This is a genomic window from Bradyrhizobium sp. Ghvi (assembly GCF_900115265.1).
In the GTDB taxonomy this organism is placed as follows: domain Bacteria; phylum Pseudomonadota; class Alphaproteobacteria; order Rhizobiales; family Xanthobacteraceae; genus Bradyrhizobium.
In genome coordinates this window covers 199293-211531 of sequence record NZ_FOVU01000004.1, presented here as the reverse complement: position 1 = coordinate 211531, position 12239 = coordinate 199293, and the positions used below count along the sequence as shown (strand labels likewise).

At 64.7% G+C, this 12239-nt stretch carries 11 protein-coding genes and 1 pseudogene; 6 read left to right on the top strand and 6 right to left on the bottom strand.

All coding sequences use genetic code 11. The features are described 5' to 3' along the window. Positions 1-116 precede the first annotated feature (116 nt). From BM374_RS16400 to BM374_RS16380, 5 genes are all read left to right on the top strand, one after another. Positions 117-1766 (top strand): ABC transporter ATP-binding protein, encoded by a 1650-nt coding sequence (locus BM374_RS16400; protein WP_092293927.1) that lies wholly within the window; start codon positions 117-119, stop codon positions 1764-1766. A gap of 216 nt (positions 1767-1982) precedes the next feature. Then, positions 1983-3488, top strand: coding sequence for a M81 family metallopeptidase (locus BM374_RS16395; protein WP_092293925.1), 1506 nt, complete (start codon positions 1983-1985; stop codon positions 3486-3488). A 13-nt stretch (positions 3489-3501) separates the two neighbouring features. Next, positions 3502-4665, top strand: a complete 1164-nt coding sequence (locus BM374_RS16390; RefSeq protein WP_092293923.1) for a M20 aminoacylase family protein — start codon at positions 3502-3504, stop codon at positions 4663-4665. Between the two features lie 2 nt (positions 4666-4667). Beyond that, positions 4668-6086: an amidase gene (locus tag BM374_RS16385; protein ID WP_092293921.1), complete on the top strand. Its 1419-nt coding sequence runs from the start codon at positions 4668-4670 to the stop codon at positions 6084-6086. Positions 6087-6232: 146 nt separating this feature from the next. Continuing rightward, the gene (locus BM374_RS16380) at positions 6233-7123 is read left to right on the top strand and encodes a crotonase/enoyl-CoA hydratase family protein (RefSeq protein WP_092293919.1); all 891 of its coding nucleotides are present in this window, start codon (positions 6233-6235) and stop codon (positions 7121-7123) included. 110 nt (positions 7124-7233) lie between these two features. Here BM374_RS16380 and BM374_RS16375 read toward each other — a convergent pair whose 3' ends face one another. From BM374_RS16375 to BM374_RS16365, 3 genes and pseudogenes are all read right to left on the bottom strand, one after another. Next, on the bottom strand, positions 7234-8211 hold the full coding sequence (locus BM374_RS16375; RefSeq protein ID WP_092293917.1) for an NADPH:quinone oxidoreductase family protein: 978 nt from the start codon (positions 8209-8211) through the stop codon (positions 7234-7236). Beyond that, complete coding sequence (locus BM374_RS16370; RefSeq protein ID WP_092293915.1) at positions 8211-8819, bottom strand: 2-hydroxychromene-2-carboxylate isomerase; 609 nt, start codon at positions 8817-8819, stop codon at positions 8211-8213. The genes BM374_RS16375 and BM374_RS16370 overlap by 1 nt, the downstream gene beginning before the upstream one ends. A gap of 23 nt (positions 8820-8842) precedes the next feature. Continuing rightward, positions 8843-9031, bottom strand: a pseudogene (locus BM374_RS16365) (glutathione S-transferase N-terminal domain-containing protein); the annotation flags it as partial. Between the two features lie 122 nt (positions 9032-9153). On the opposite strand from BM374_RS16365, the gene BM374_RS16360 reads away from it, so the two are divergent. Next, the gene (locus BM374_RS16360) at positions 9154-10176 is read left to right on the top strand and encodes a methionine synthase (RefSeq protein ID WP_092293913.1); all 1023 of its coding nucleotides are present in this window, start codon (positions 9154-9156) and stop codon (positions 10174-10176) included. A 1-nt stretch (position 10177) separates the two neighbouring features. Here the strand turns inward: BM374_RS16360 and BM374_RS16355 are convergent, their stop codons facing one another. The 3 genes from BM374_RS16355 to BM374_RS16345 form a co-directional block, all read right to left on the bottom strand. Next, positions 10178-10795 (bottom strand): hypothetical protein, encoded by a 618-nt coding sequence (locus BM374_RS16355; protein WP_092293912.1) that lies wholly within the window; start codon positions 10793-10795, stop codon positions 10178-10180. A 108-nt stretch (positions 10796-10903) separates the two neighbouring features. Beyond that, positions 10904-11431, bottom strand: coding sequence for a xanthine phosphoribosyltransferase (gpt, locus tag BM374_RS16350; protein ID WP_092293910.1), 528 nt, complete (start codon positions 11429-11431; stop codon positions 10904-10906). A gap of 36 nt (positions 11432-11467) precedes the next feature. Beyond that, entirely contained in the window at positions 11468-12205 is a 738-nt protein-coding gene (locus BM374_RS16345; protein ID WP_092293908.1) for a competence/damage-inducible protein A, read from the bottom strand. Positions 12206-12239 lie beyond the last annotated feature (34 nt).

The window sequence follows — 12239 nt, the reverse complement described above, 5'->3', positions numbered from 1 at the left end:
GTCGCGAACCCGGAATCCATTTCACGACTTGTGTTGCGGCCCGATAGGTTCTCCGGTGCGCAATTGCGCACCGTAGTTCGCGCTGACGCGCGCCCCGGAATGACGAAAGAACTCGCATGACCGACACTATCCTCGACATCAACAACCTCGTCGTCTCCGTCGGCAAGAAGCCGGGCGGGCCAAAGATCATCGACGGCATCTCGATCCAGGTGCGCGAGGGCGAGACGCTGTGCCTCGTCGGCGAAAGCGGCTCGGGCAAGTCAGTGACCTCGCTCACCACCATGGGCCTCTTGCCGAAGGGCACGCTGGTTCCATCAGGTGGCAGCGTGAAGCTCGTCGGCGAGGAGATCCTCACCGCGACCGACCGGCGCCTGCGCCAGTTGCGGGCGACCAAGATGGCCATGATCTTCCAGGAGCCGATGACCGCGCTCAATCCGGTCGTGCCGGTGGGCCGCCAGATCGACGAGGTCTTGCGTGCCCACACCGATCACGATGCCAGGACGCGCAGGAAGCTTATCCTCGACATGATGGAGCAGGTCCACCTACCCCAGGTCGAGCGCATCTTCGCCTCCTACCCGCACCGCCTCTCCGGCGGCCAGCGCCAGCGCATCATGATCGCAATGGCGCTGGTGCTGGAGCCGAAGCTGCTGATCGCCGATGAGCCGACCACCGCGCTCGACGTCACCACGCAGAAGCAGATCCTGTCCCTGATCCGCGAGCTGCAGCGCGATCATGGCACCGCCGTGCTGTTCATCACCCATGACATGGGCGTGGTCGCCGAGATCGCCGACCGCGTCGCTGTCATGCGGCAGGGCCGCCTGGTCGAAACCGGCGCGCTCGAGGCCGTGCTGCGCAATCCCACGATGGAATATACCCGCAACCTGCTCGCCTCGGTGCCGAGCCTGGTGCCGCGGCCGCCGCGCGAGGAGAGCCGCGAGCCGATCGTGCTGGAGGCCAACGACCTCAGCAAGATCTACAAGGAGCGCGCGTTCTTCGGTAAAGGCCGCGAGGTCGTCGCCGCCGACAAGGTGACGCTGACGCTGCGCAAGGGCCGCACGCTCGGCATCGTCGGCGAAAGCGGCTCCGGCAAGTCGACGGTGGCGCGCTGCATCGTGCGCCTGATCGATCCGACCTCCGGCGGCGTGCGCCTGTCCGGCCGCGAGATCTCGGACATCTCGCGCCGCCTGCTGCAGCCGCACCGGCAGAAGATCCAGATCGTGTTCCAGGATCCGTACCGCTCGCTCAACCCGCGTGTCAGCGTCGGCGAGAGCATCGCGGAAGGCCCGATCAATTATGGCGTCTCGCATGCCGATGCGATGAAGCGGGCCCGCGAATTGCTCGAGCTGGTCGGCCTGCCCGCCGACGCGGTGTCGCGCTATCCGCACCAGTTCTCCGGCGGCCAGCGCCAGCGCATTGCGATCGCGCGTGCGCTCGCGCTCGATCCCGACGTGCTGGTGGCGGACGAAGCGGTCTCCGCACTCGACGTCTCCGTGCAGGCCCAGGTGCTGGAACTGCTCGACGAGATCCAGAAGCGGCTCGGCATCGCCATCCTGTTCATCAGCCACGATTTGCGTGTCGCCGCGCAGATTTGCGATGAGGTCGTGGTGATGCAGCACGGCCGCGTGGTCGAACAGGGGCCCGCGGCGGAGGTGTTGACACACCCGCAGGAAGCCTACACCCGGGCGTTGCTCGATGCGGCACCAGGGCGCAACTGGGATTTTGCGAACTTCCGGCCGGTGTCGGAAGGTGTGGGGGCGAGCGCGTAGGTCTTCCCCCTCGTCATTGCGAGCGCAGCGAAGCAAATCCAGACTTCCTCCGCGGAAAGACTCTGGATTTGCTTCGCTGCGCTCGCAATGACGGTGTGCGCGGCACGCATTCCCAAAACGTCTTGATCCCATGCATTGCGCGATTGCTTCCCGCCTTGCCCTCCCTGCAAGGCCATGGCTAATTTCGCGCACTCTTGATTGATCGGACTTGCATTGATGACACGCATCGCCGTCGGCGGCTTCCTGCACGAAACCAACACTTTCGCCCCGACAAAGGCGACCTTCGCCGACTTCCAGCATGGCGGCGGCTGGCCGGCGATGACTGTGGGGGCCGACGTCTTGAAGGTGATGCGACGCATCAATGTCGGGCTGGCCGGTTTCGTCGACAGCGCGGAAGCCAACGGGTGGGAACTCGTTCCGACCATCGCCTGCGGCGCGAGCCCTTCTGCGCATGTCACCGAGGACGCCTTCGAGCGCATCGTGAAGGTGATGGTCGACGGCATCGCGGCTGCCGGCCCGATCGACGCCGTTTATCTCGACCTGCACGGCGCCATGGTGACCGAGCATCTCGACGACGGCGAAGGCGAGATTTTGGCGCGCGTGCGCCGCGTCATCGGTAAGGACGTGCCGCTGGTCGCGAGCCTCGACCTGCACGCCAACGTTACGCCCACGATGATGGAACATGCGGACGCGCTGATCGCCTACCGCACCTATCCCCATGTCGACATGGCCGAGACCGGCCGCGCCTGCGCAAAGCACCTCGCCCTGCTGCTGAAGACGAAGCAGCGCCTGGCAAAGTCGTTCCGGCAATTGCCTTTCCTGATCGCGATCAGCTGGCAATGCACCAACGACTTCCCCACCAAGGGCATCTACGAGAAGCTCGCCGCGCTGGAGAGCGATGCGGTTCCGACGCTGTCCTTTGCGCCCGGCTTCCCCGCCGCCGATTTCCGCGACTGCGGGCCGAGCGTGTTCGCCTATGGCAAGACGCAAGACGACGCCGATCGCGCGGCGGAGGCGATCGTCAGGCTGATCGAAAGCCACGAGGACGATTTCGACGGCAAGATCTGGACGCCTGATGACGGTGTGCGCCACGCCATGGAACTTGCGAAGAGCGCGAGCAAGCCGATCATCATCGCCGACACCCAGGACAATCCCGGCGCCGGTGGCGATTCCGACACGACAGGCATGCTGCGCGCGCTGGTGCGCAACAAGGCGAGCGCTGCCACCGGCGCAATATATGATCCGGAATCGGCCAAGGCCGCGCATGCAGCCGGCGTCGGCGCCACCGTGACGCTGTCGCTTGGCGGCAAGTCAGGCATTCCCGGCGACGAGCCCTATCGTGAGACCTTCGTGGTCGAAAAACTCTCCGACGGACGTTTCATCGCGCCCGGCCCCTACTATGGCGGCCGCGAGATGGAGATGGGCCCATCGGCGGCCTTGCGCATCGGCGACGTCCGCGTTGTCGTCTCCTCGCATAAGGCGCAACTCGCCGACCAGGCGATGTACCGCTATGTCGGCATCGAGCCGACCCAGGAGAAGATTCTGGTCAACAAGAGCTCGGTGCATTTCCGCGCCGATTTCGAGCCGATCGCGGAAAAGCTGATGATCTGCGCCGCGCCCGGCGCGATGCCGGCCGACACCGCGTCCCTCCCCTGGACGCGCCTGCGTCCGGGTATCCGCATCAAGCCGAACGGCCCCGCTTTCGATCCTTCTTCACGCTAACCGGACAGGACACATGCCCACCATTGACCGCATCGACGGCTACGCCGACGAACTCACTGCCATCCGCCGCGACCTCCACGCTCATCCCGAGATCGGATTCGAGGAGGTGCGTACCTCCGGCATCGTCGCCGACAAGCTGACGAGCTGGGGCATCGAGGTGCATCGCGGTCTCGGCGGCACCGGCGTGATCGGCGTCATCAAGGGCAAGGGTTCCGGCAGCAAGCGCATCGGGCTGCGCGCCGACATGGACGCGCTGCCGATGGAAGAGAACACCAATCTGAAATGGAGCTCGAAGATTCCCGGCCGCTTCCACGGCTGCGGTCATGACGGCCACACCACCATGCTGCTCGGCACCGCGCGCTATCTCGCCGAGACCAGGAATTTCGACGGCACCGTGCACCTGATCTTCCAGCCGGCGGAGGAAGGCCTGGGGGGCGCCCGCGCCATGATCAAGGACGGCCTGTTCGAGAAATTTCCGTGCGACGAGCTCTATGGCCTGCACAACGCGCCCGACCTCAACCACGGCGAGATCGCGATCCTGCCCGGCCCGGCGATGGCCAGCGCCGACTTCTTCGACCTCCGCATCACCGGCTATGGCGCGCATGGCGCGATGCCCGAGCGCTCCAAGGACGCGGTCGTGATCGCGACCACGCTGGCGCAGGCGATCCAGACCGTCGTCAGCCGCAACGTCGAGCCGCTGCAGGCTGCGGTGGTGTCGATTACCCAGATCCATGCGGGCTCCGCCTACAACGTCATTCCCGGCGATGCGCATCTCTGCGGCACCATCCGCACCTTCTCGAAGGAAGTCCGCACCTTGGTCAGCGAACGCATCCGCACCATCTGCGCGGGCATTGCCAGCGCCTATGAGTGCGCGATCGATGTCGACATCCGCGACACATTCAACGTGCTGGTCAACCAGGTCGAGCAGTCCAAGGTGGTCGAAGAGGTCGCCCGCACCATCGTCGACCCCGCCAACGTGATCACCCGCACCCAGCCGAAAATGGGCAGCGAGGATTTTGCCGACATGCTGGAGACCATTCCCGGCGCCTATTTCTGGGTCGGTCACGACGGCTCGGTGCCGGTGCACAATCCCGGCTTCGTGCTCGACGACAAGATCCTGCCGATCGGCGCCAGCATGTTCGCACGGATCATCGAAACGCGCATGCCGGTAGGCTAGCAATGAAGAAGAGCGTCGAGGAGGCGGTCACCTCGCTGCACGACCTGTCCGCGGTCGATCTGATCGCGGGCTATCGCGCAAAGCAGTTCTCGCCGAGCGAGGTGCTGGAGGATCTGCTCGCGCATGTCGCTGCGTGGGAGCCGCACCTGAAGGCGCTCTATGCGTTCGATCCTGATGGCGCGCGCGAGGCCGCCGAGGCTTCGACGGCACGCTGGTCCGGCGGCGAACCGTCGGGCGCGCTCGACGGCGTGCCTGTCACGGTGAAGGACAATATCGCGACCAGGGGCGTGCCGGTGCCGCTGGGCGCCGCCAGCGTCAAGCTGGTGCCGGCGGAGAAGGACGCGCCGCCCGCCGCGCGGCTGCGCGAGTCAGGCGCGGTCATCTTTGCCAAGACTACCATGCCCGATTACGGCATGCTGTCGTCGGGACTGTCCTCGTTCCACGCGCTGGCGCGCAATCCATGGGACCTCACCAAGAATCCCGGCGGCTCCAGCGCGGGCGCCGGCGCCGCAGGAGCGGCCGGTTACGGCCCGCTGCATCTCGGCACCGACATCGGCGGCTCGGTACGCCTGCCGGCGGGTTGGTGCGGCCTCGTCGGCCTGAAGCCGAGCTTTGGCCGCGTGCCGGTCGACCCCACCTATGTCGGCCGCGTCGCCGGCCCGATGACCCGCACGGTCGACGATTGCGCGCTGATGATGAGCGTGATCGCAAAACCGGACCGCCGCGACGGCATGAGCCTGCCCGCCGAGCCGCTGAACTGGAAAGGCCTCGAGAAGTCCCCGCGCAAACTGCGCATCGGCCTGATGCTCGATGCCGGCTGCGGCATGGCACTGGAGAAGCCGGTGCGTGAGGTCGCCGTGAAGGCCGCGAAGGCTTTCGAGTCCGCAGGCAGCGTCGTCACCGAAGTCGATGGCATCCTCACGCGCGAGATGCTCGACGGTCTCGACAATTTCTGGCGCGCGCGGATGTGGGACGATCTGTCCAGGCTGACGCCGGCCGAACAGGCCAAGGTGTTGCCCTACATCTTCAAATGGGGCGCATCAGGCGCAAAGCTCTCCGGCGTCGACGTGATCCGCGGCTTCAACCAGACCATGGCGATCCGCGCGGCTGCATCGAAGCTTTTCTGCGAGATCGATTACGTGATCTCGCCGACCGCGCCGAACGTGAACTACCCGGCGGACTGGGCCTCGCCGACAAATGATCCCATGAAGCCGTTCGAGCACATCGCCTATACCGTGCCGTGGAATATGTCGGAAAACCCGGCGGTCTCGATCAATGGCGGCTTCGACGCCACGGGTTTTCCCATCGGTGTGCAGATCGTCGGCCGCCGCTTTGACGATATCGGCGTGCTCGGCATGGCCAAGGCGTTCGAGGGCCTGCGCGGCGCGCAAAGGCCGTGGCCGAAGCCGCCGGTGAAGTAACCACTCTTTCGTCACTCCGGGGCGCGCCTCTTGGCGCGAGCCCGGAATCCATACTCACGATGGTGGTTATGGATTCCGGGCTCGCGCTTCGCGCGCCCCGGAATGACGTGATAGAGAGAACGACAAGAAACAAGGAAGGAAACCACATGGCGTATGAGACCATTAAATACGAGGTCGCCGAGCAGATCCTCACCATCACGCTGAACCGGCCCGACAAGCTCAACGCCTTCAACGCGCAGATGCAGGCCGAATTGATCGACGCCTTCGACGCCGCCGACAAGGACGACAATGTGCGCGCCATCATCGTCACCGGCGCAGGCCGCGGTTTTTGCGCAGGCGCGGATCTGTCGTCGGGCGCCGATACGTTCGATCGCGACGCGCGGCGCGGGCCGGTGAAGCGCTTTGCCGACGGCAAGGTCGATTACAGCGATCCGCAGGTGCGCGATGGCGGCGGTCAGGTCACCTTGCGCATCTTCAAATGCCTGAAGCCCGTCATCGCGGCGGTGAACGGCCCTGCCGTCGGCATCGGCGTCACCATGCAGCTGGCGATGGACATCCGCATCGCATCCGAGGCCGCGCGCTTCGGCTTCGTGTTCTCCCAGCGCGGCATCGTGCCGGAGGCGGCCTCGAGCTGGTTCCTGCCGCGCATCGTCGGCATCTCGCAGGCGCTGGAATGGTGCTATTCCGGCCGCGTCTTCCCTGCGCAGGAAGCGCTCGCCGGCCGCCTCGTCAGCAGGGTCGTCGCTCCCGACGATCTCTTGCCGACCGCGCGCGCGCTGGCGAAGGAATTCGCCGCCAAGACCGCACCGGTCTCGATCGCGCTGATCCGACAGATGATGTGGCGCATGATGGGCGCCGACGATCCCATGGAGGCCCACAAGGTCGACAGCCGCGGCATCTACGCCCGCGGCCGCTCGGACGACGTGAAGGAAGGCGTGGTGTCGTTCCTGGAAAAGCGTCCGGCGCAGTTCAAGAACAAGGTATCGAGCGACATGCCGGACTATTTCCCGTGGTGGACGGAGCGGGAGTATAAATAGAGCTCTCGTAGGGTGGGTTAGCGAAGCGTAACCCACCACTTCCGTCACTGCGGAAATAGAAGAGGTGGGTTACGCCTTCGGCTAACCCCCCCTACAATTTAGCGGCCCTTTCATTCCATCACCAGCGCCACGCGCCCGATCGCCTTTCGGTCGATCAGCAGCCGCATCGCCTTCGCACAGTCCTGCAGCGGCAGGCGATGGGAGACGTTCGGGCGGAGCTTGCCTTCTTGCGCCCATGCGAGCAGCGCCTTCAGCCTGATCTCACCGAGCGCCGGATTCCTGCGTACGGCTTCGCCTGCACGGACGCCGAGCACGCTGGCGCCTTTGATCAGCAACAGATTGGTCTTGGCCGAACCGATGCCGCCGGTGAAGCCGATCACCAGGAGCCGTGCGCCCCAGGCGATGCAACGCATCGAGTCTTCGAAAACCTGGCCGCCGACGGGATCGAACACGACGTCGGCGCCGCGGCCGTCGGTGACGCGCTTGACGGCCTCGCGAAACGGCTCGCGGTCGTAGCGGACGAGATGATCGGCGCCGCGCGACTTCGCGATCGCCAGCTTCTCGTCGCTCGATGCGGTCGCGATCACGGTGGCGCCCAGCATCTTGCCGATCTCGACGGCTGCCAATCCCACGCCGCCGCCGGCGCCGTGGACCAGCAGCACCTCGCCCGGCTCGACCCGGCCGCGGTCGATCAGCGCGTGATAGGCGGTGCCGTGGCCGGCGAGATAGGTCGCAGCTTCCGCATAGTCGAAGGTCGACGGCTTCGGGGTGAGCTGCGACGGCGTCACCACTACCTCATCAGCGAAAGCACCGTGGCGCATTTTCACGATGACCTTGTCGCCGACGGCAACGCTCCCCGCCTCCGCGCCGACCTCGGTGACGTCTCCGGCGGCTTCCATGCCCGGCGTGAACGGCAGCTCCGGCTTGAGCTGATATTCGCCGGCTGTCATCAGCACATCAGGAAAGTTCAAGCCGGCGGCGCGGATCGCGACGCGCACTTCTCCCGGCTTCAGGGCGCGCGATGGAAATTCTTCCAGCCGCAACATTTCGGGCGCGCCGAGCGTGCGGCAGACGACAGCCCGCGCCATCAGGCCGCGCTTGCCTTGTTGCGCAGCAGCGCCTCGCGGATCAGCGGCAGGCGATCATTGCCGAAGTACATGTCGGTCTTGTTGATAAAAATGGTCGGCGAGCCGAAGCCGCCTCGCGCCACCACCTCTTCCGTGTTGGCCTTGAGCTGGTCCTTGATGCCCTGCTCCGAGATGCCGGCAAAGAATTTCTGCTCGTCGACGCCGGCCTTCTTGCAGATATCGGCCAGCACCGCGTCTTGCGAGATGTCCTTGTCGTCGCCCCAATAGGTCTCGAACACGGCAGTTGCGAACGGCACCATGTCCTTTCCCAGCCAGATGCAGCCCCGCATCGCCTTGACGCTGTTCACCGGAAACACCGTTGGCGGCATCTTGATCGCGAGGTCCGCCGAGCGCGCCCAATCCTGAAGATCCTTCTTCATGTAGCGCGCCTTCAGCGGCACGGGTTTCTCACGTTGCGCGTAGACGCTGGGATTGACCGTGTTGAAGATGCCGCCGACCAGGATCGGCCGCCAAATGATCCCGGCGCCGAGCTCCTTCGCCAGCGGCTGGATGTTGTGGAAGGCGAGATAGGTCCAGGGGCTCGAGCAGTCGAAGAAGAATTCGATCATGGCGTTTCCTTTGTTCTCGTCATTCCGGGGCCGGGCTCGTGATCGACGATTGCGGGAATGCGGTTGTTGGGGGAGATCGCCAGAAACTCAGGCGCGAACTGCTCGCCGGCGCGGATGTTGACGGGTTTCACGGTATAGGGAAGCCCGAGCTCCTCCAGCATGATCGAGATTTTCCAGCCGTTCGGCGTCGGCGCGTAATAGAGATCGATCACGACCTTGTCCTTTGGCCTTCCCTGCCCTCGCCGCTGGAATAGAGGGCGACTTTTGTTGTTCTGTACCTCGACGTTAAGACATGGCAGACAGAGGCGCAATCACAACCCGCCGGGAGGGACCCATGCTGTTTCCAACGACGATCGCCGGATCCTTGCCCAAGCCGGAATGGCTCGCCGAGCCCAACATGCTCTGGGCGCCCTGGAAGTCGCAAGGCGACGAGCTTCTCCGCGCCAAGCGGGATGCGACGCTGATCTGGCTCAAGATCCAGGAAGACGCCGGCATCGACATCCTCACCGAGGGCGAACAGGCCCGCCAGCATTTCGTGCACGGATTCCTGGAGAAGATCGAGGGCATCGACTTCGCCCACAAGGTCGAGATGGGCATCCGCAAGGACCGCTACAAGGCGATGGTGCCGCAGGTGGTCGCCCCGCTCCGGCTCAAGGATCGCGTCCACGCTTTCGAGGCGCGCGTCGCACGCACGCATACGAACAAGAAGCTGAAATTCACCCTGCCCGGCCCGATGACCATCATCGACACCATCGCGGACCGCTATTATGGCGACCGCGTCAAGATGGCCTTCGCCTTCGCCGAGCTTTTGAACGAGGAAGCCAAGGCGCTGCAAGCCGACGGCGTCGATCTCGTGCAGTTCGACGAGCCCGCCTTCAACGTCTACATGGACGAGGTCAACGATTGGGGCATCAAGGCGTTGGAGCGCGCCGCTCAGGGGCTGACCTGCACCACCGCCGTGCACATCTGCTACGGCTACGGCATCAAGGCCAACACCGATTGGAAGGAAACGTTGGGCAGCCAGTGGCGACAGTACGAGCAGATCTTCCCGGCGATCGACGCCAGCCCGATCCAGCAGGTCGCGATCGAGTGCCGCAATTCGAAGGTCCCGCTCGATCTGCTTGCGCTCCTGAAGAACAAGATCGTGCAGGCCGGCGTCATCGACGTCGCCAGCGATACGGTCGAGACCGCCGAGGACGTCGTTCAGGTGATCGACGCTGTCGCGAAATTCGTGCCCAAGAGCAACATCATCGCCACCACCAATTGCGGCATGGCGCCGATGCGGCGCGAAATCGCCGAAGCCAAGCTGATGGCACTCGGCGCCGGCGCCGCGCTGGCGCGCGAGAAGCTCGGGTGATCTAGCCTGACGCAGAGGGATGCAGCACCGGCCGGTAGCCGGCGCTCAGTGCGCGCAGCGTCGAAGGCGGTGTCAGCAGCATGGGCTCCGTGAGGTCGTGTGTATCGGCCACATAGCCGGCCGCCGACCACAGGAGCGCCCGACCCTGCACCACCAAAAAACTCTGTTCGCCCTGCTGCACCATGGCGCCATCGGGCAGTTCGACAAGCGACACCGGCAAGGCGTGCAGGCGCTTCCTGCCCCGATCCAGCCGCTCGCGATGGAGCACGGCATCCATCGCCTTGGCGCTGATCCCGGTCGCGTCATTCCCCCTCTCCCATGCAGCCCGAAACCGCTTGGCATCGTCGCGGCGGCAGAAGAAACAAGGGCGATGCCCCGCGGCAAAGGCGGTGGCCTCGTCGAGAAAGAACAGCTCGGTCCAGCTCCGCCGCGCCATCACTGGCCGGCGCCAGCCGCGGAATTCACACAGGCAGGTGATCCAGGCTGGCGTTGACCAGCGCTTGTTGAGCAACGTCTTGGTCGCGGGATCATGGATGATGCCGCGATTGCCTGTGAACATCCCGCGATGTGGGGTGGCGATGATGTCGCCCAGCGGAGTGACGCGGTTTTGCAGGGGCATGCTGGCGCGCCCGTTACGCCTTCATTCCGGGGCGGTCCGCAGGACCGAACCCGGAATCTCGAGATTCCGGACTCGATGCTTCGCATCGCCCCGGAATGACTCCCTCGGTCACGCCGCGCCGTCGCGCAGCGGCGGGTGGTAGGACAGCGCGGTGTCCCAGGGGAAGAAGATCCAGGTGTCCTGCGACACTTCCGTGATGAAGGTGTCGACCAGCGGACGGCCCTTCGGCTTGGCGTAGACGGTGGCGAAATGCGCATCAGGCAGCATCTCGCGCACCAGCTTGCCGGTCTTGCCGGTGTCGACGAGGTCGTCGACGATCAGCAGTCCCTTGCCGGTGCCATCGCCGAGTTTCATGACCTCTTCCGAAATGCCCTTCAATACTTTCAGGTCGCCCTGCTTGTCGTGGTCATAGCTTGCAATGCAAACCGTATCGATGATGCGAACCCCGAGCTCACGCGCCACGATCGCGGCCGGCACCAGGCCGCCGCGGGTGATCGCGATCACCGCCTGGAACGGACCGACCTCGTTGAGCCGCCAGGTCAGCGCGCGGCAATCCCGGTGGAATTGGTCCCACGAGACCGGAAAGGGCCGACCTGCCCGTTCCTCTGCGCTCAATTGCGGTATTTCACCAGCCATTATCGTCTCCTGCTTCGTCTGCCGGCAGCCAGGTTGCTAGCGGGTGATGTTCAATCCTGCCAGCATTTCCTTCACGGCCGCCATTGCAGCGGCGAGCTTGTCCGGATCGCGCGAGCGCACCACGAGGTTCGTGTTCGGCTTCTGCTCCTCGTCCATGAAGGGATAGCTGCCGATGATGGTGTCGGGATGCGCCGCGGCGATCGCCCGCAACGGACTGCCGATATCGCCTTCCCGCGCGTTGGCCCGGACCGATTCGGACAGCATGCGGACGCCGGATTTCAGCTTGGGTGAAACGATGTCCATCATCGCCTGCATGATCGAGGGCACACCGGCCATGACGATGACATTGCCGATCTTGAAGCCAGGCGCGAGGATGGTCGCGCTCTGGATCAGCTCGGCGCCATCGGGGATTCGCGCCATGCGCAGCCGGGCCTCGTTGAGGTCCTGCTCGCTCCAGCGCTCCCTGAAACGGGCAACCACTTCGGGATGGTGGTCGATGCCGACACCGAACGCCTTGGCAACGCTGTCGGCGGTGATGTCGTCATGGGTCGGCCCGATGCCACCTGTCGTGAAGACATAGGTGTAGCGTTGCCGCAGTGCATTCAACGCGGCGACGATGTCATCCTCCTCGTCGGAGACGATCCGGACTTCCTTCAAATCGATGCCTATATTGGTCAAATATTCGGCGATGAAGCCGATATTCTTGTCCTTGGTCCGGCCGGACAGGATTTCATCCCCGATGACCAGAATGCCCGCCGTGACGATCTCGCTCATTCCTTAAATCCCTCACCTCAAGTCCCGACTTTGC

Bases quoted from the DNA above. Each gene is read 5' to 3' on its own strand.
- BM374_RS16390 (WP_092293923.1), top strand. From the start codon at position 3,502: ATGCCCACCATTGACCGCATCGACGGCTACGCCGACGAACTCACTGCC.
- BM374_RS16395 (WP_092293925.1), top strand. From the start codon at position 1,983: ATGACACGCATCGCCGTCGGCGGCTTCCTGCACGAAACCAACACTTTC.
- BM374_RS16375 (WP_092293917.1), bottom strand. From the start codon at position 8,211: ATGGCGCGGGCTGTCGTCTGCCGCACGCTCGGCGCGCCCGAAATGTTG.
- BM374_RS16380 (WP_092293919.1), top strand. From the start codon at position 6,233: ATGGCGTATGAGACCATTAAATACGAGGTCGCCGAGCAGATCCTCACC.
- gpt (WP_092293910.1), bottom strand. From the start codon at position 11,431: ATGGCTGGTGAAATACCGCAATTGAGCGCAGAGGAACGGGCAGGTCGG.
- BM374_RS16400 (WP_092293927.1), top strand. From the start codon at position 117: ATGACCGACACTATCCTCGACATCAACAACCTCGTCGTCTCCGTCGGC.
- BM374_RS16345 (WP_092293908.1), bottom strand. From the start codon at position 12,205: ATGAGCGAGATCGTCACGGCGGGCATTCTGGTCATCGGGGATGAAATC.
- BM374_RS16385 (WP_092293921.1), top strand. From the start codon at position 4,668: ATGAAGAAGAGCGTCGAGGAGGCGGTCACCTCGCTGCACGACCTGTCC.
- BM374_RS16370 (WP_092293915.1), bottom strand. From the start codon at position 8,819: ATGATCGAATTCTTCTTCGACTGCTCGAGCCCCTGGACCTATCTCGCC.
- BM374_RS16360 (WP_092293913.1), top strand. From the start codon at position 9,154: ATGCTGTTTCCAACGACGATCGCCGGATCCTTGCCCAAGCCGGAATGG.
- BM374_RS16355 (WP_092293912.1), bottom strand. From the start codon at position 10,795: ATGCCCCTGCAAAACCGCGTCACTCCGCTGGGCGACATCATCGCCACC.